Source organism: Synechococcus sp. BA-124 BA4 (genome assembly GCF_034931165.1).
Window position 1 is genome coordinate 1 of the sequence record NZ_JAYGIA010000040.1, and the last position, 16376, is coordinate 16376.

Annotated in this window: 18 protein-coding genes; 11 read left to right on the forward strand and 7 right to left on the reverse strand. The window is 69.6% G+C overall.

The annotated features are described in order from the left end of the window. Window positions 1-364: polysaccharide pyruvyl transferase family protein (locus tag VB734_RS05200; protein ID WP_323243048.1), on the reverse strand; the 364-nt coding region annotated here is incomplete at its 3' end. Between the two features lie 55 nt (window positions 365-419). Here VB734_RS05200 and VB734_RS05205 point away from each other — a divergent pair. From VB734_RS05205 to psaK, 3 genes are read left to right on the forward strand one after another with little or no spacing between them, the layout of a single operon-like run. Beyond that, window positions 420-737 carry a DUF2499 domain-containing protein gene (locus VB734_RS05205; protein ID WP_323243049.1) on the forward strand — a complete coding sequence of 106 codons (318 nt, stop codon included), beginning with the start codon at window positions 420-422 and terminating at the stop codon, window positions 735-737. A gap of 8 nt (window positions 738-745) precedes the next feature. Continuing rightward, window positions 746-1093 (forward strand): DUF3593 domain-containing protein, encoded by a 348-nt coding sequence (locus VB734_RS05210; protein WP_323243050.1) that lies wholly within the window; start codon window positions 746-748, stop codon window positions 1091-1093. Window positions 1094-1148: 55 nt separating this feature from the next. After that, window positions 1149-1406, forward strand: a complete 258-nt coding sequence (gene psaK / locus VB734_RS05215) for a photosystem I reaction center subunit PsaK (protein WP_323243051.1) — start codon at window positions 1149-1151, stop codon at window positions 1404-1406. A gap of 4 nt (window positions 1407-1410) precedes the next feature. Here the strand turns inward: psaK and VB734_RS05220 are convergent, their stop codons facing one another. Together VB734_RS05220 and dxs are read right to left on the reverse strand one after the other, a co-directional pair. Further along, entirely contained in the window at window positions 1411-2652 is a 1242-nt protein-coding gene (locus VB734_RS05220) for an NAD(P)/FAD-dependent oxidoreductase (RefSeq protein WP_323243052.1), read from the reverse strand. Beyond that, window positions 2642-4561: a 1-deoxy-D-xylulose-5-phosphate synthase gene (dxs, locus tag VB734_RS05225; protein ID WP_323243053.1), complete on the reverse strand. Its 1920-nt coding sequence runs from the start codon at window positions 4559-4561 to the stop codon at window positions 2642-2644. The genes VB734_RS05220 and dxs overlap by 11 nt, the downstream gene beginning before the upstream one ends. A 96-nt stretch (window positions 4562-4657) precedes the next feature. On the opposite strand from dxs, the gene ilvA reads away from it, so the two are divergent. Genes ilvA through VB734_RS05240 form a run of 3 tightly spaced genes read left to right on the forward strand, consistent with a single transcriptional unit; the run spans window position 4658 to window position 7279 of the window. Continuing rightward, window positions 4658-6268 (forward strand): threonine ammonia-lyase, biosynthetic, encoded by a 1611-nt coding sequence (ilvA, locus tag VB734_RS05230; RefSeq protein ID WP_323243062.1) that lies wholly within the window; start codon window positions 4658-4660, stop codon window positions 6266-6268. 41 nt (window positions 6269-6309) lie between these two features. Continuing rightward, window positions 6310-6939, forward strand: coding sequence for an SMC-Scp complex subunit ScpB (gene scpB, locus VB734_RS05235; RefSeq protein WP_323243054.1), 630 nt, complete (start codon window positions 6310-6312; stop codon window positions 6937-6939). Between the two features lie 52 nt (window positions 6940-6991). Beyond that, window positions 6992-7279: a YggT family protein gene (locus VB734_RS05240; protein WP_323243055.1), complete on the forward strand. Its 288-nt coding sequence runs from the start codon at window positions 6992-6994 to the stop codon at window positions 7277-7279. Here the strand turns inward: VB734_RS05240 and VB734_RS05245 are convergent. Continuing rightward, window positions 7273-7773: a hypothetical protein gene (locus VB734_RS05245; protein ID WP_323243063.1), complete on the reverse strand. Its 501-nt coding sequence runs from the start codon at window positions 7771-7773 to the stop codon at window positions 7273-7275. The two genes, VB734_RS05240 and VB734_RS05245, sit on opposite strands and share 7 nt — an antisense overlap. Before the next feature lie 71 nt (window positions 7774-7844). Further along, window positions 7845-8174: a nucleoside triphosphate pyrophosphohydrolase family protein gene (locus VB734_RS05250; RefSeq protein ID WP_323243056.1), complete on the reverse strand. Its 330-nt coding sequence runs from the start codon at window positions 8172-8174 to the stop codon at window positions 7845-7847. Window positions 8175-8233: 59 nt separating this feature from the next. Between VB734_RS05250 and pyk the strand changes: the two genes are divergently transcribed. The 4 genes from pyk to ftsH all read left to right on the forward strand — a co-directional run bounded on the left by pyk (window position 8234) and on the right by ftsH (window position 13779). Continuing rightward, window positions 8234-10018: a pyruvate kinase gene (gene pyk / locus VB734_RS05255; RefSeq protein WP_323243057.1), complete on the forward strand. Its 1785-nt coding sequence runs from the start codon at window positions 8234-8236 to the stop codon at window positions 10016-10018. A 27-nt stretch (window positions 10019-10045) separates the two neighbouring features. Beyond that, on the forward strand, window positions 10046-11275 hold the full coding sequence (locus tag VB734_RS05260) for an ABC transporter permease (RefSeq protein WP_323243058.1): 1230 nt from the start codon (window positions 10046-10048) through the stop codon (window positions 11273-11275). Between the two features lie 140 nt (window positions 11276-11415). Further along, on the forward strand, window positions 11416-11724 hold the full coding sequence (locus tag VB734_RS05265; protein WP_323243059.1) for a DUF1830 domain-containing protein: 309 nt from the start codon (window positions 11416-11418) through the stop codon (window positions 11722-11724). Between the two features lie 75 nt (window positions 11725-11799). Then, window positions 11800-13779, forward strand: coding sequence for an ATP-dependent zinc metalloprotease FtsH (ftsH, locus tag VB734_RS05270; RefSeq protein ID WP_323243064.1), 1980 nt, complete (start codon window positions 11800-11802; stop codon window positions 13777-13779). Window positions 13780-13865: 86 nt separating this feature from the next. On the opposite strand, the gene clpP is transcribed toward ftsH, so the two are convergent. Further along, window positions 13866-14456: an ATP-dependent Clp endopeptidase proteolytic subunit ClpP gene (clpP, locus tag VB734_RS05275; protein WP_015108279.1), complete on the reverse strand. Its 591-nt coding sequence runs from the start codon at window positions 14454-14456 to the stop codon at window positions 13866-13868. Window positions 14457-14551: 95 nt separating this feature from the next. On the opposite strand from clpP, the gene psb29 reads away from it, so the two are divergent. After that, window positions 14552-15247 (forward strand): photosystem II biogenesis protein Psp29, encoded by a 696-nt coding sequence (gene psb29 / locus VB734_RS05280; RefSeq protein WP_323243060.1) that lies wholly within the window; start codon window positions 14552-14554, stop codon window positions 15245-15247. Here psb29 and VB734_RS05285 read toward each other — a convergent pair. After that, the coding region (locus VB734_RS05285; protein WP_323243061.1) for a hypothetical protein at window positions 15210-16376 on the reverse strand (1167 nt) is incomplete at its 5' end. The genes psb29 and VB734_RS05285 overlap by 38 nt on opposite strands.

Below are 16376 nucleotides of genomic sequence, written 5' to 3' on the forward strand. Positions count from 1 at the left end.
GCAGGCGGCTGCGGCGGCGGCGCAGGGGCCCCAGGCCCTGACCCCAGAGGAGGACGGCCTTGCCGCGGGTACGGGCCGCCAGCATCAGGGCGCCGTAGTAGAGGAGGCTGCGAAAGCTGGTGGCGTCCTGGAGCAGGCTGCCGCCACCGAGCACCAGGGCCTCGCAGCGGCCCAGGGCCGCCAGCACGTCCTTCAGGCGGCGGCGGTCGGTGGTCTCCACCCCGAAACGCTCCCGCACCAGCGCCTGGTCATGGGCCGTGACCAGGGGGCGGCAACCGGGCGGCAACTGGTCCAGCAGCACCTCCAGCAGGGCATCGTCGCCGAGGTTGTGCTCGCCGTAATACCCGCAGATCAGAGCACGCATCCGACGCAGCGGTGGTTCCGGCTCCGTACATTACGGATCGCACCAGGCCCCGCCCATGCACGCGCTGTCGCTGCCCACCTGGTGGATCCACATCACCTCGGTGCTGGAGTGGATGCTGGCGATCCTGGCCGTGCAGGCCTTCGGCAGCCGGCGGCAGGAAGGGGGCTGGCGCTGGCTGGCCCTGGCGATGGTGCCGGCGCTGGTGAGCGCCATGGCCGCCTGCACCTGGCATCTGTTCGACAACAGCGAGGCCCTCAAGGGCCTGGTGGTGCTGCAGGCCGGCCTCACCGCCATCGGCAACGGGGCGATGGCCCTGGCCGCCTGGAACCTGCTGCGCCAGCAGCGGCTCTCTGCGCAGGACGACCGCTCGTGAGCCTGCCCATGGCCACCTGGTTCCAGGGCCTCGGCGCCATCGATCCGGCCCCGTTCTTCGTGCTCTCCCTGCTCCCGTACCTGGCCTTCCTGTGGTGGGCCCGCCAGGTGCGGGCCTTTCCCCGGCTGGCGCTGCGGGGATTCCAGCTGACGCTCCTGTTCGTGGCGGTCACGATCGTCGCCGCGGTTGTGGCCCAGCAGGTTTACGGCCGGCAGCTGGCCGACGTGGATCCCCTGCACGGCGGCGCCGAAGCCTTCCTGACCCTCAGCAACCTGGTGGTGCTGCTCGGGTTCCGGCTGTTGCCGTCGGAGCCCCCGGCGGCGGGTTCAGCCGATACCCAGGTGAACAAGTCTTAAGGGGGCGGGGCACAGCTCGCGCTGACCCGGAAGATGGGGCGTCGGCAAGTGCATCATGATCGCTCCTCTCCTGGCCATGGCTCCCGCTTCGATCAGCTGGTCCCCGAAGGTGGCCCTGGTCATGATCGTCTGCAACGTCATCGCCATCGCCATCGGCAAGGCCACCATCCAGCAGCAGAAGGTGGGCCTCAAGCTGCCCAGCGACAACTTCTTCGGCGGCTTCAGCCACGGCGCCATGCTCGGCACCACCAGCCTGGGCCACATCCTCGGCATGGGCGCGATCCTGGGCCTGGCCTCCCGCGGCGTCCTCTGAGCGCTCAGCGCCAGCCGAGCAGGTACGGCATCGCCCGCAGGCCGTAACGCTCGAACCGATAACCGAACAGCAGGGCCGAGAGATCCTCCGCCCTGCTGCTTTCCAGTCCCCGCAGCACCTGGTCAAGCCGGCCATCGGCCCCGGCCCCGTGCAGGCCCAGCCAGGTGCGCCGAGCCAGACGGCCGCTGAGCGACCAGCGCCAGCCCAGGGCACGGCGCAGTTGGGGCGCGTAGTCCCGCAGGGCCCGCTGCGCCTGCTGACCTGAGGAGGAATGGCCCTGGGCGCTGAGGGCCACCTGCAGCAGGGGAGCGAGCACGGCGCTGCTGGTGAGGGCGTGGCGGATCCCTTCGCCGCCCAGCAGGTTGGCGGTGCTGACCGCATCCCCAAGTCCCACCAGCCGGCCCCGCTGGTGGGGTTCCCGGCGCCGGATCGTGCTGCGCACCAGGCCTCCGTGGCGGTCGAGCACCTCGAAGGGCTCGCCCTCCGCCAGCAGCCGTCGGCCCAGCTCGCCGATCAACCCCCCCAGGGGCGGCTGGCGCCGCTGGCCATCCACCAGCCGGCAGACACCGAGCTTCAGCACCCCGGGCTGCATCGGAAAGATCCAGCCGTAGCCCTGGGGCACCCAGTCGCTGCCCAGGCAGAAGCTGAGCCGGTCGGCCCAGCGCTCCCAGCAAGCGGGGGACACCCGCAGCAGCCATTCCAGGCCGGCGGCCCGCACCAGCCCATCCCGGAGCTGGCCGGTCACCGGCGGATCCCCCAGCAGGGCCCGCTCGTGGCCGCTGGCATCCACGGTCCAGTCGCTGCGGACCTCAAGCGTGCTGCCATCCGAGCGGCGCAGCAGCGTCACCATCTGCTCGCCTTCCTGGCGGCTGGAGCAGGCGTGCACGCCCAGCTGCACCCGAGCGCCCCAGCGCTGGCACTGCTCGGCCTGCCAGCGGCGCAGGGCACCGAAATCCAGCACCACCCCGAGGGGGTGGGGCGAGGCCCAGCGCCGGGTGGCGGCCCCGGGCCCGATCAGCTGCCATTCCCACCAGCGGCTGCCCACCACCTCCGCCGGCAGGCCCAGGCTGGTCATGGTCGCGATCGGCAGGGCGGCGCTGCTGAAGGCGGAGCGGCTCAGGTCGTCGAGCCGGTCGACCAGAACCACATCCGCCCCCTGGAGGGCGAGACGCCGGGCCAGGTCGCCGCCGGCCGGTCCGGCCCCCACCACCAGCACCTGGCAGCGGAGGGACGACTCAGACGGCAAGGGCGGTGGGAACGGTGGCCCGGAAGACGGGCCCGAAGCGCTCAAGGATGCGATCGGCCATCTGGGAGGGGGTCAGTCCCAGCTTCTCCTTGCTCTGGTCGGGACTGGCGTGGTCCACCAGGACGTCGGGAATGCCGATGCGCAGCACCGGCACGGGCAGATCGTGGTCGTTGAAGGATTCCACCACCGCGGCACCGAAGCCTCCGGGCAGGGCCCCCTCCTCCATCGTCACGACCCGGCCGATGCGGCGGGCCAGGGGCAGCAGCAGCGCCTCATCGAGGGGGCGCAGGAAGCGGGCATTGACCACGGCCGCCCGCAGACCCTTCTCCTGCAGCAGACCGGCGGTGGCCATCGCCGGCGCCACCATGGCGCCGTAGGCCAGGATCAGCACGTCGTCCCCATCGGTGAGCAGTTCACCGCGGCCGATCTCCAGCGGCTGCCAGCCCTCATCCATCAGCGGCACGCCTTCCCCTTCGCCCCGGGGGATGCGGATGGCGCAGGGGCCATCGTGGGCAATGGAGGTGACGAGCATGCGCTGCAGTTCGGCCTCATCCTTCGGAGCCATCACCGTGAAATTGGGCACGGCCCGCAGGTAGCTGATGTCGTACTGACCCTGGTGGGTGGGGCCATCGGCGCCGACGATGCCGGCCCGGTCAAGCACGAAGATGACCGGCAGCTTCTGGATGCCCACGTCGTGGATGAGCTGGTCGTAAGCCCGCTGCAGGAAGGTGCTGTAGATCGCCACCACCGGCCGCAGGCCCTCGCAGGCCATCCCTGCCGCCATCGTCACGGCGTGCTGCTCGGCGATGCCGACATCGAAGTACTGCTGGGGCAGGGCCTTTTCCAGCAGGTCAAGGCCCGTGCCGGTGGCCATGGCGGCGGTGATGCCCACCACCCGGGAATCCTGCTCACAGATCTTGACCAGGGTCTGGCCGAACACCTTGCTCCAGCTGGGGGGCTTGGGCTTGCTGGAGGGGTAGGCCTTGCCGGTGGCCAGGTCGAAGGCCGACTGGGCGTGATAGCCGACCTGGTCGGCCTCGGCGTAGGGGTAGCCCTTGCCCTTGGTGGTGGCCACGTGCACCAGCACCGGACCCTCGCAGCGGTGGGCCGCCTGGAAGGTGCGCACCATCTCGGGAATGTCGTGGCCGTCGATCGGGCCCACATAGGTGAAGCCCAGCTCCTCGAAGACGGCCCCCACCTTGGGCACCGCCAGCCGTTTCATGCTCTCCTTGAGGGTCTTGAGCTCGGTGGGCAGCTCCCCGTGCAGGAAGGGCAGGTGCTTGACCGCCTCCTCAGCGCTGCCGGAGAGGAACTGCACCGGCTTGCTCAGCCGCATGCGGTTCAGGTGGGTGGAGAGGGCCCCCACCGGCGGCGAGATCGACATGTCGTTGTCGTTCAGCACCACCAGCAGCTTGGTGCGTGGCAGGTGGCCCGCATGGTTGATCGCCTCCAGGGCCATGCCGCCGGTGAGGGCGCCGTCACCGATGACGGCGACGCATTTGAAATCCTCGCCGCGGCGGTCACGGGCCAGGGCCATGCCCAGGGCCGCCGAGATGCTCGTGGAGGCGTGGCCAGCGCCGAAGTGGTCGAAGCGGCTCTCGCCGCGCTTGAGATAGCCCGCGACACCGCCCTGCTGGCGCAGGGTGTGGAAATCCTTGTAGCGGCCCGTGACCAGCTTGTGGGGGTAGGCCTGGTGACCCACATCCCACACGACCCGATCGTGGTCCAGGTCGAGGGTCTGGTAGAGGGCGAGGGTGAGTTCGACGACCCCCAGGCCCGGGCCCAGGTGACCGCCGCTGGTGGCCACCACCTCCAGATGCTTCTCGCGGATCTGGCGAGCCATGGCCTCGAGTTCAGCGGTGCTCAGGCCGTGCAGCTGATTCGGATGGCTCAGCTCGCTCAGATGCATGCCCGTCCTTGCTTCCAGGTGGCCAATCTACGGGGTTCACCCCGGCCCACGGCGGCGGACGCCACCGTTCCGGGGTCGGGTTGCGACACTGGAGCGATGACCATGGCCGACGACGACCAACCCTTCCCCGGGGCGACCGCCTACCTGCAGCGGATCCTGCGGGCCCGGGTGTACGACGTGGCGATCGAGTCCCCCCTCGATCCCGCCCCCAACCTCTCCCGCCGGCTCCACAACCAGGTGCTGCTCAAACGGGAGGACCTCCAGCCCGTGTTCAGCTTCAAGCTGCGGGGGGCCTACAACAAGATGGCCGGCCTAGAGCGCGCGGAGCTCGACCGGGGGGTGATCGCCGCCAGCGCCGGCAACCACGCCCAGGGGGTGGCCCTGGCGGCCCAGCGGCTCGGCTGCACCGCCGTGATCGTGATGCCGGTGACGACACCGGAGATGAAGGTGCGCTCCGTGGCGGCCCGGGGGGCCGAGGTGGTGCTCCACGGCGACACCTACGACGAGGCCTGTGAAGAAGCCCACCGCCTGCAGCGCCAGCGCGGGCTCACTTTCATCCATCCCTTCGACGATCCCGACGTGATCGCCGGCCAGGGCACCATCGCCCTGGAGATCCTGCGCCAGTGCTCCGACCCCCCCGATGCCATCTACGTGGCGGTGGGCGGCGGCGGCCTGATCGCGGGGATCGGCGCCTACGTCAAGAGTCTCTGGCCGCGGGTGGAGGTGATCGGGGTGGAGCCGAGCGACGCCGACGCCATGACCCGCTCGCTGGCGGCCGGGGAGCGGGTGCGGCTGGACCAGGTGGGCCTGTTCGCCGACGGGGTGGCCGTGCGCCAGGTGGGCGAGCACACCTTCGCCCTGGCCCAGCGCTGCGTCGACCGCATGGTCACCGTGGACACCGACGAGATCTGCGCCGCCATCAAGGATGTCTTCGAGGACACCCGCTCGATCCTGGAACCGGCCGGCGCCCTCTCGGTGGCCGGCATGAAGAAGGACGTGGCTCAGCGGCAGCTACGGGACCGCACGCTGGTGGCGGTGGCCTGCGGCGCCAACATGAACTTCGACCGGCTGGCCTTCGTGGCCGAGCGGGCCGAGCTGGGCGAGGAGCGCGAAGCCCTGCTGGCGGTGGAGATTCCAGAGCAGCCCGGCAGCCTGGCCCGCTTCTGCGCCGTCCTCGGCCAGCGCAGCCTCACCGAGTTCAGCTACCGCCTCGCTGACCCCCAGCTGGCCCACATCTTCGTGGGGGTGCAGATCAGCGGCCACCAGGACACCCGCCAGCTGATGGACGCCCTGGAGTCCCAGGGGTTTCCCTGCCTCGATCTGAGCGGCGACGAGCTGGCCAAGCTCCACCTCTGCCACATGGTGGGCGGCCGGCTGCCGGCCAGCGCTGGAGCGGCCCTGAACCAGGGGGAGGAGCGGCTGTATCGCTTCGTCTTCCCGGAGCGGCCCGGGGCCCTGATGGCCTTCGTGAACGCCCTGCATCCCAACTGGAACATCAGCATCTTCCACTACCGCAACCACGGCGCCGACGTGGGCCGCATCGTGGTCGGGGTGCAGGTGCCCCCGGGGGAGCTGCAGGCCTGGCAGGCCTTCCTCGCCGATCTCCCCTACCAGCACTGGGAGGAGACCGGCAATCCGGCCTACCGGCTGTTCCTGGGCGAGGTGGGACGGACCCTGCCCAGTCCGGGCGGGCTGGTGGGGGTCTGAGGCCTGCGATACGTTGCCGCCACGCCGTGCCGGACGTCCCCATGGCTGAAGCCGACCCCCTGCCTCCCGATGGCAAGCCTCCTGAAGGCGAGCCCCCCGTAGGCGAGCGCTCGGTGGCGGCCACCCCGGGGCTGTCCCTGCCGGCCCGGCTCGAGGCGATTCTCTACCTGAAGGGCCGTCCCCTGGAGCTGGGCGAGCTGGCCGCCATCGCCGGCATCGACCGCGACGAGACCGAGCTGGCCCTGATCACCCTGATGGCCGACTACGCCCACCGGGACACCGCCCTGGAGATCCACCAGGAGGGGCAGCACTACGCCCTGCAGCTGCGCGCCGGCCTGGGGGATCTGGTCCAGAACCTGCTGCCGGTGGACCTCTCGGTCGCCGCCCTGCGCACCCTGGCCACCCTTGCCCTCAAAAAGCGCCTGCTGCAGTCGGAGCTGGTGGAGCTGCGCGGCTCGGGGGCCTACGACCATATCAGGGAGCTCCTGGCCCAGGACTTCATCGAACGCCGCCGCCAGAGCGACGGCCGCTCCTACTGGCTGAGCCTGAGTGAGAAGTTCCACCGCACCTTCTCCCTGAAGGCCGATGATCTGGCTGCCCTGGGCTCACGCCTGGCGGCCGCCGAGACGGCCGGAACCCCGCCGCCGCCCGACGAGGAAGCGGATCCATAGAGTTGGCCCAAGCGTCGGCGCAAGCCTGCAGCCCCATTCTCTGCCCCCTTCCATGAGCATCTTCGTCTTCCTGCTCCAGGTGCTGGCCCAGACCCTGAGCATCTACCTGCTGGTGCTGCTGGTCCGGGTGCTGCTCAGCTGGTTCCCCAACCTCGACTGGAGCAACCCGGTGCTCTCCAGCGTCAGCGCCATCACCGACCCCTACCTCAACGCCTTCCGCGGCCTGATTCCGCCCCTCGGCGGCCTTGACCTCTCGGCCCTGGTGGCCTTCATCGCCCTGCAGCTGGCCCAGAGCCTGCTTGGGGCCTCCATCGCCAGCCTCTCCGGCGGCCTCTACTGAGGTTCGGCGGCCGGCGACGCCGCCAGGGCCTCCTCCAGGGGCAGCAGCTCGTCGTCGACGCCGGCACGGGTACGCACCGGGGCGCTGAAGCCCCGGGCCTTGACGCTGCGGGTGCCCAGGGGGCCGGGGGTGCCCGCCGGCACCGCCAGCCGCAGGGCGAAGCTGGAGCGGCCGGGGGGCACGTCGCCGATCGATCCCACCCGGGTGCGGTTGGGCAGCACCGGTTCACCACTGGCATCGAGAATCAGGCCGAAGACATCGGTGTCGACCACCGGCTTCGATCCCGGGTTGACCACCACGCCGCGCAGGGCCCAGCAGGTGGCGCCGCTGGGGCGGGCCAGGGTCGGCTGGGTGCCCAGGTCATCGGCGGGGCAGGGCTCCAGCACCACCTCCGACACCGTCAGGTCGGTGGCGCCCGCCAGGGCGGGGGCGCCGAACAGCACCAGCAGGACCAGGGACAGCCGCAGCAGCAGCCGGGCTCCCGCCACGGCCAGGCTGGCGGGCCCGATCCTGCCCGAGGTTCTGGACGAGAGTCCGGGCCCTGCAACGACGGTCCTTCGCTGAGTCACCGCCGGTCGCCGCTGCCTGCGATCACGTTACGGTCCGCCCGGTCGGCCAGCTTGGCCAGGTTGGCGCCGGCCACATCCTCAAGGTCAAGCCCCAGCTCCGTGGCCAGCTGGGCCACGTACCAGAGCACATCGCCCAGCTCCAGCCGCAGGTCGTCGCGGACCTCGGGGCCGAACACCCCGCCCCGGTCCCGCAGCACCTTCTTCACCTTGTCAGCCACCTCGCCGGCCTCGCCGCAGAGCCCCAGGGTCGGGTAGAGGATGTTGGCGCCCGCGTCCGGATAGCGCGCCGTCTCACGGGAGCGTTGCTGGTAGTCGTGAAAGTCCATTTCAAGCGCGCTCCTGGCAAGGCCGGATGGTAGTTTCCGCCCTTGTACAAGGTCGTCCAATGGCCCCTCACGATCTCATGCGTCGCACAAAGATCGTGGCCACGATCGGGCCCGCCACCGAGTCACCCGAGGTGCTGCGGCAGCTGATCGCCGCCGGCGCCACCACCTTCCGTCTCAACTTTTCCCACGGCGATCACAGCGATCACGCTGATCGGATCGCCACCATCCGTCAGGTGGCCCACGAACTGGGCGTCCACATCGGCATCCTGCAGGACCTGCAGGGTCCCAAGATTCGCCTGGGCCGCTTCCAGGCCGGTCCGATCACCCTGGCCAAGGGCGATCCCTTCTCGCTCACCTCGCGGGCCGTCAACTGCGACCACACCATCGCCACCGTCACCTACGACCGGCTGGCGGATGAGGTGACCAACGGCAGCCGCATCCTGTTGGACGACGGCCGCGTCGAGATGGTGGTGGTGGAGGTCGATGCCCCCGGCCAGACCCTGAAATGCCGGGTGACGGTGGGCGGGGTCCTCTCCAACAACAAGGGGGTCAACTTCCCCGACGTCCAGCTCTCGATCCGCGCCCTGACCCCCAAGGACCGCCGCGACCTGGCCTTCGGCCTGCAGCAGGGTGTCGACTGGGTGGCCCTGAGCTTCGTGCGCAACCCCTCCGACATGCTGGAGATCCGGGAGCTGATCCGCAGCCATGGCCACGACACGCCGGTGGTGGCCAAGATCGAGAAGTTCGAGGCCATCGATGCCATCGACGCGATCCTGCCCCTCTGCGACGGGGTGATGGTGGCCCGCGGCGATCTCGGGGTGGAGATGCCCGCCGAGGAGGTGCCGCTGCTGCAGAAGGAGCTGATCCGCAAGGCGAACAGCCTCGGCATCCCGATCATCACGGCCACCCAGATGCTGGATTCGATGGCCTCCTGCCCCCGGCCCACCCGGGCCGAGGTGAGCGATGTGGCCAACGCCATCCTCGACGGCACCGACGCGGTGATGCTCTCCAACGAGACGGCGGTGGGCGATTACCCCGTGGAGGCGGTGGCCACGATGGACCAGATCGCCCGCCGCATCGAGCGTGACTATCCCCAGCGGGTGCTGGACAGCCACATGGCCACCACCATCCCCAACGCCATCTGCCAGGCGGTGAGCAGCATCGCCCGCCAGCTCAACGCCGCGGCGATCCTGCCCCTCACCAAGACCGGCTCCACGGCCCGCAACGTCAGCAAGTTCCGCCCCAGCACCCCGATCCTGGCGATCACCTCCGATGTGACGGTGGCCCGCCAGCTGCAGCTGGTGTGGGGGGTCAACCCGCTGCTGATCCAGGACGAATCCAGCAGCAGCCGTACCTTCAGCGTCGCCATGGCCACGGCCCAGCAGCTGGGCCTGCTGGGCGCCGGTGACCTCGTGGTCCAGACCGCCGGCACCCTGGAGGGGGTGAGCGGCTCCACCGACCTGGTCAAGGTGGGCATCGTCTCCGCCGTCATGGGCCGCGGTGTCGGCATCGGCAGCGGCACCGTCAGCGGCAAGGTGCGGCTGGCCAGTTCGCCCGAGGACGCGGCCCGTCTGGAGGCCGGCGAGATCCTGGTGGTGCGCGAGACCAGCGCCGCCTACCTGGAGGCGATCCGCAAGGCCCGCGGGGTGATCGCCGAGGAGGAGGGCCGCCAGAGCCACGCCGCTGTGATCGCCGAGCGTCTGGGCGTGCCGGTGATCGTCGGTGTGGTCAACGCCACCCTCGAACTGCGCATGGGCGAGGTGGTCACCCTCGAGATCCAGGAGGGGGTGGTGCACCGGGGTCCCCGCAGTTCCCACCCTTCGGCGGTGCCCTCGTTCCTCTAGAACCGAAGCCCCTCCGGCTGCGCCGCCATGGCCTCCAAGCTGCCCCTGAGCGAGACGGTGTCCATGGCGCTGCTGACGCTGCGCTCCAACCGTCTGCGCAGCCTGCTCACCATGCTCGGCATCGTGATCGGCAACGCCTCGGTCATCACCCTGGTGGGGGTCGGCCGCGGGGCCCAGAACCTGGCCGAGAGCCAACTCAGCACCCTGGGCGCCAACGTGCTGTTCGTGGTACCCGGCAACAACGACACCCGGCGCCAGGGGATCGAGACCCCCCGCACCCTTGTGCTGGAGGACGCCAAGGCGATCGCCGAGCAGGTGCCGAGCGTGAGCCGCGTCGCGCCGCAGATCACCCTGAATGAAGTGGCCCAGGCCGGGGGGTTCAGCTCCACGATCTCGGTCTCGGGGGTGACGCCGGAATTTCTGCCGGTCCGCAGTTTCGAGGTGGCCCGCGGCCGCTTCATCGACCAACGCGATGTGCAGGGCGCCCGCAACGTGGTGGTGATCGGGCCCGACCTGCAGGAGAAGCTGATGCCCGCCGGGGAGGCCCTGGGCCGCCAGCTGCGCATCCGTGACAAGTCCTTCGAGGTGATCGGCATCCTGGAGCCAAAGGGGGCGGTGTTCGGCTCCAACCAGGACGAAAACGCCTACATCCCCCTCACCACGATGGTGAGTCAGCTGAGCGGCAGGGATCCCACCTTCGGCATCAGCCTCACCTTCATCAGCGTGGAGGCGAAGGATGAAGCCAGCACCGGGGCGGCCGCCTTCCAGATCACCAACCTGCTGCGTCAGCGGCACCGCATCCTGCGGGAGGACGACTTCGCCGTGCGCTCCCAGAAGGATGCCCTCACGATCGTCGGCACGATCACGGGCGGTCTCACCCTGATGCTCGGCGCCATCGGCGCCGTGTCCCTGCTGGTGGGCGGGATCGGCATCATGAACATCATGCTGGTCTCGGTGAGTGAGCGCACCGAGGAGATCGGCCTGCGCAAGGCCCTTGGTGCCCGCAGCAGCGACGTGCTGCTCCAGTTCCTGGTGGAATCCCTGGTGCTGGCCAGCCTCGGCGGGGTGATCGGCAGTGCCCTGGGCCTGGGCACCGTGGCCCTGGTGGCGGCGTTCACCCCCCTGCCGGCGACGATCGAGGCCGGCACGGTGCTGCTGACGGTGGGGCTGTCCGGTTCGATCGGCCTGTTCTTCGGGGTCGTGCCGGCGCGACGGGCCGCCCGGCTGGATCCGATCGCGGCCCTCAGGAGTCTCTGAAGGGTCTGGGGGCCGACGGGGCCGGCCGTAGCCCCGCCGTCCCCAGGAGAGAACAGAAGAAAAGATTAAGACTGGCAATCCGTCGCCTTCGTCACCGAATCCCCACAGCCGCAATGGCTTGATGGTAGTGACGTCGCCACATGAAGGTGTTGGATCAACTGGCCAGGACGGAACAGGTGGATTGCGGCTACCGGAACGGCTCCGACCGCATGGTCATCCTGCGCTGCATCGGGCCGGAGCAGTTCTTCCTCGAACGGGTCGTCTTTCCTTTCGAACTCCTGACCTTTCAGTGTCCGGACCGGAGCGAGGTGGAGATCTGGACGCATGGCCTGGGTGGTCCGGAGCTGCTCGAATCGATCGAGGCCCGCGAACTGATCATGGAATCGGCCCCGGTGCCGGAGGCCGCCGCCGGCGGCATCGAGCTCAACCCCTGGCTCCAGGCCAGCTGAGCCATCCGCTTTCAGGGTGTCAGGCTCCCGAAGCAGGGCCCCGCGCTCTTAAGGTTGTTCGAAAGCTTCACAACCATGAATCAGCGCTGGCGTGTCCTTGCCCTCTGGCTGTTGCCGGTCGCTGTGGCCCTGTTCCTGGGTTGGCAGCTGCTGAGTTCCGGCGGGCGTCTGGCCCCCGCCGGTGGCGGCGGTGACACCACGGCGCCCCGCAATGCGGCGGTGGCCCGGATGAGCTACGGCCGATTCCTCGATTACGTGGAAGCCGGACGCGTGACCGCGGTCGACATCTTTGACGGGGGCCGCACCGCCGTCATCGAGGCGGTGGATCCCGACCTCGATAACCGCGTCCAGCGTCTTCGGGTCGATCTGCCTGGCGTGGCGCCGGAGCTGATCAACAAGCTCAAGGATCAGGGCATCAGCTTCGATGTCCATCCGCCCAAGTCGACCCCTCCGGCCCTCGGCCTGCTGGGCAACCTGCTCTTCCCGCTGCTGCTGATCGGTTCGCTGATCTTCCTGGCCCGGCGCTCCTCCGGCATGCCAGGCGGCCCCGGTCAGGCGATGCAGTTCGGCAAGTCGAAGGCCCGCTTCGCCATGGAGGCCGAAACCGGCGTCAAGTTCGATGACGTGGCCGGGGTGGAGGAGGCCAAGCAGGATCTGCAGGAGGTGGTGACCTTCCTCAAGACCCCCGAACGCTTCACCTCAGTGGGGGCCAAGATTCCCCGCGGCGTGCTGCTGGTGGGCCCCCCAGGCACCGGCAAGACCCTGCTGGCCAAGGCCATCGCCGGTGAGGCCGGTGTGCCCTTCTTCTCCCTCTCCGGTTCGGAGTTCGTTGAGATGTTCGTGGGGGTCGGAGCCAGCCGCGTGCGCGACCTGTTCAAGCGGGCCAAGGAGAACAGCCCCTGCCTCATCTTCATCGACGAGATCGACGCCGTCGGCCGCCAGCGCGGCGCCGGCATCGGCGGCGGCAACGACGAGCGGGAGCAGACCCTCAACCAGCTGCTCACCGAGATGGACGGCTTCGAGGGCAACAGCGGCATCATCATCATCGCCGCCACCAACCGCCCCGACGTGCTGGACTCGGCCCTGATGCGGCCAGGCCGTTTCGATCGCCAGGTGCAGGTGGACGCCCCCGACATCAAGGGACGGCTCTCGATCCTCAAGGTGCACAGCCGCAACAAGAAGCTGGCCGACGACGTCTCCCTCGAGATGATCGCCCGTCGCACCCCCGGCTTCACCGGTGCCGACCTCGCCAACCTGCTCAACGAGGCGGCGATCCTCACGGCCCGCCGGCGCAAGGAGGCCACCGGCCTGGCCGAGATCGACGACGCCGTCGACCGGATCATCGCCGGCATGGAGGGCAAGCCCCTCACCGATGGCCGCAGCAAGCGCCTGATCGCTTATCACGAAGTGGGCCACGCCCTGGTTGGCACCCTGGTGAAGCAGCACGATCCGGTGCAGAAGGTCACCCTGATCCCCCGGGGTCAGGCCCAGGGCCTCACCTGGTTCGCCCCCGACGAGGAACAGATGCTCGTCAGCCGTGCCCAGCTGCGGGCCCGGATCATGGGCGCCCTCGGCGGGCGGGCCGCCGAGGATGTGGTCTTCGGCCACGCCGAGGTGACCACCGGTGCCGGCGGCGACATCCAGCAGGTGGCCTCGATGGCCCGCCAGATGGTGACGCGCTTCGGCATGAGCGACCTGGGTCCGATGTCGCTGGAAGCCGGCAATCAGGAGGTGTTCCTGGGCCGCGACCTGATGACCCGCAGCGATGTCTCCGATGCCATCGCCCACAAGATTGATGAGGCCGTCCGGCAGATCGTCCAGAGCTGCTACGCCGACACCGTCAAGCTGGTGGCCGACCACCGCGCCTGCATGGACAGGCTGGTGGAACTGCTGATCGAGAAGGAAAGCCTCGATGGCGATGAGTTCAGGCTGATCGTCTCCGAGTTCGCCTCGATTCCTGACAAGGATCGCTTTTCCCCCCTGCTCACGGCCGCCGACCTTGCCGTCAGCCCCCATCAGGGTGGCGCGGTGGCCGAGGCCAGCGAGGCAACCTGAGGCTTCGGCTCCTCCCCATGAAAAAAGGCCTGCTTCGGCAGGCCCTTTTTTTGTGCCTGTCTGGGACGTTCCGTCTCTCGGGCGGCTCAGACGGGGCGAACGGGCCGCTTCTCGATCACCTTGTCGATCAGGCCATAGGCCATCGCTTCGGCCGGGGACATGAAGAAATCCCGGTCGGTGTCGATCTGGATCCGCTCGAGATCCTGACCGGTGCGGCTGGCCAGTTCGCGGTTGAGCTTGTCCTTGAGATAAAGGATCTCATCCGCCTGGATGCGGATGTCGCTGGCCTGACCCCGGGCCCCGCCGAGGGGCTGGTGGATCATGATCCGGGAGTGGCTGAGGCTGCTGCGTTTGCCCTTGGCACCGGCGCAGAGCAGAAAGGCGCCCATGCTGGCCGCCAGACCGACGCAGACCGTCTGCACGTCGGGTTTGATGTGCTGCATCGTGTCAAAGATGCCGAGGCCGTCATAAACGGAACCCCCCGGAGAATTGACATAGAGGAAGATATCCTTCTCAGGATCTTCGGCCTCCAGAAACAGCAACTGGGCCACCACGCGGTTGGCGGACTCTGCCGTCACCGGTTCGCCGAGGAAGATGATCCTCTCGCGCAGCAGGCGGGAATAGATGTCGAAGGCTCTTTCACCGCGACCCGACTCCTCGATGACGATCGGGATCATGGGCTCCAGACAGGCGATTGAAACGATCCTACCCAGCCGCCGATCGGGTCGAGTGCCTGCAGCGCTAAGGTCGCAGCAACGAAGAATCCAACCGCGTGAGCGCTGCTCTCACCGTCGCCGACAGCAAGCGTGCCTTCCATGGCGCCTTCCCCCATGTCATCGGTCCCCTCTACCGGCGCATGGTCGACGAATTGCTGGTGGAGCTCCACCTGCTGAGCCGTCAGAAGGGTTTCCAGAGTGATCCCCTGTTCGCCGTGGGACTCGTCCAGGTCTTCGACGGCTTTGCTCGCGGCTACCGTCCGGAGGCCCAGAAAGGCCCCCTGTTCGAGGCCCTGTGCGCCTCCTCCGGCTTCGACGGCCCCGAGCTGCGCCGCCAGAGCAACGATGCCCTGGCCGCCATGGGGCGCCACAGCCAGGCCGAGGTGCGCCAGTGGATTGAACGCCAGGGGGAGGGGGCGCCGCCGCCGGTGGCCACCGCCCTCGCCGGTATCCGCCGGCCGGACTTCCACTACTCACGCCTGATGGCCGTCGGCCTGCTGGCCCTGCTGGAGCAAGCCCTCGCCGACGACGCCATGGAGCCCCAGGCCCTGCGGCAGCTGGCCCACGAGATCGGCGCCTCCATGGGCCTGCTGCGGGACCGGCTCGACAAGGACCTCGCTCTCTACGCCAGCAATCTGGAGAAGATGTCCATGGCTGTCGAGCTGATGGAGGAGACCGTGGCCGCCGAGCGGCGGCGGCGCGAGCGTCAGGCCGTCAGCGGCTCACCTGAAGGCGTCCCTTCAGCCAGCTGAGGCCGGCGCCGCCGCTGGCCGATTCACCGGGAACGGACTCCATCCACAGCTGGTCGGCACGGCGCACCAGCTCCGGCAGCGGTTCCGGCAGCAGGCCCAGCTGGTCGAGTCCCCGGGGGCGGACCCGCAGCCAGAGCTCGCCGCTGGCCGGGGCACTCGCTCCTGCGGTGGCCATGGGCTGCCAGCGGCCGGGCACCGGACCCAGGAACAGCAGCAACTGGGGCGAGGGCCCGGCCTCGCCGATCCAGCGCCAGCCCCCCAGCACCACGCCGTCCTGCCGGCTCCAGGTGGCGGTCAGCGCCTTGGAGGTCGTCGAGGAGCCCGAGCCATCCTCCAGCCCCTGGGCCTGCAGGGCCTTGGCCAGGCCCTCCAGCAGCTGCCGCCAGCCCTGCCGGTCGGGCCCCACCGCCACCTGCAGCTCGAGCGAGGCCTGGAAGGGACCGGTGGCCTGGGGCTGGAGCCTCAGGCGGAACGGGGAACGGCGCAGCAGGGCGAGCCCCTTGGTGTCAATGCCGTAGCGGGCCGCCAGGGGATCGCGGATCAGCTGGCGGGCCAGGAGCCCGCGGAACAGCTGCTCAAGGGAGGAGCCCTGGAGTTCCAGCAGCAGGTCGCCGGGCAGGGGCGGCCTTGAAGAGGGCGGCAGGTCCGGGGTTCTCTGACTGCCCGCCGGGCCGGTGGCGGCGGGACGGTCGGAGGCTTCGCCGCGCCAGCGAACCGCAGAGGCCTCGAGCGACAGGGACAGGCAGCCCTCCTGATAGGCCTCCAGCAGGGGGGCCAGGGGTCCCACCAGCGCCCCGAGCCCAGAGGCGTTCCAGAACACCCCCTGGCCGGTCTCCAGGCGGGGCAGGCAGGCGCTGAACAGCCCGCGGCCGGCCCGCTGGTCCGGCCGCAGCTGGTCCTGCAACAGGCGCCGGGAGAGGGGATCGGGGGCCACCACCAGCAGATTGCCCACCCGCAGGCCATCGGACGGCAGGGGCCTCTGGGCTCCGGCAGCGGCGTTCTCCTGCACCACCAGATAGGCGCCGCCATCGGTGTGGGGTCCCCAGAACTGCCACCAGGTGCGGCGCTGTTCGCGCCACAGGCGGGCGGCCTGGGCCTCGCCGAGGCGTTCGCGCCAGAGGGCCGGGAC

Coding starts and splice junctions, on each gene's coding strand:
- VB734_RS05250 (WP_323243056.1), bottom strand. CDS start 8,174: ATGGACTTTCACGACTACCAGCAACGCTCCCGTGAGACGGCGCGCTAT.
- VB734_RS05205 (WP_323243049.1), top strand. CDS start 420: ATGCACGCGCTGTCGCTGCCCACCTGGTGGATCCACATCACCTCGGTG.
- ilvA (WP_323243062.1), top strand. CDS start 4,658: ATGACCATGGCCGACGACGACCAACCCTTCCCCGGGGCGACCGCCTAC.
- ftsH (WP_323243064.1), top strand. CDS start 11,800: ATGAATCAGCGCTGGCGTGTCCTTGCCCTCTGGCTGTTGCCGGTCGCT.
- psaK (WP_323243051.1), top strand. CDS start 1,149: ATGATCGCTCCTCTCCTGGCCATGGCTCCCGCTTCGATCAGCTGGTCC.
- clpP (WP_015108279.1), bottom strand. CDS start 14,456: ATGATCCCGATCGTCATCGAGGAGTCGGGTCGCGGTGAAAGAGCCTTC.
- VB734_RS05260 (WP_323243058.1), top strand. CDS start 10,046: ATGGCCTCCAAGCTGCCCCTGAGCGAGACGGTGTCCATGGCGCTGCTG.
- scpB (WP_323243054.1), top strand. CDS start 6,310: ATGGCTGAAGCCGACCCCCTGCCTCCCGATGGCAAGCCTCCTGAAGGC.
- dxs (WP_323243053.1), bottom strand. CDS start 4,561: ATGCATCTGAGCGAGCTGAGCCATCCGAATCAGCTGCACGGCCTGAGC.
- VB734_RS05240 (WP_323243055.1), top strand. CDS start 6,992: ATGAGCATCTTCGTCTTCCTGCTCCAGGTGCTGGCCCAGACCCTGAGC.
- VB734_RS05265 (WP_323243059.1), top strand. CDS start 11,416: ATGAAGGTGTTGGATCAACTGGCCAGGACGGAACAGGTGGATTGCGGC.
- pyk (WP_323243057.1), top strand. CDS start 8,234: ATGGCCCCTCACGATCTCATGCGTCGCACAAAGATCGTGGCCACGATC.
- VB734_RS05210 (WP_323243050.1), top strand. CDS start 746: ATGGCCACCTGGTTCCAGGGCCTCGGCGCCATCGATCCGGCCCCGTTC.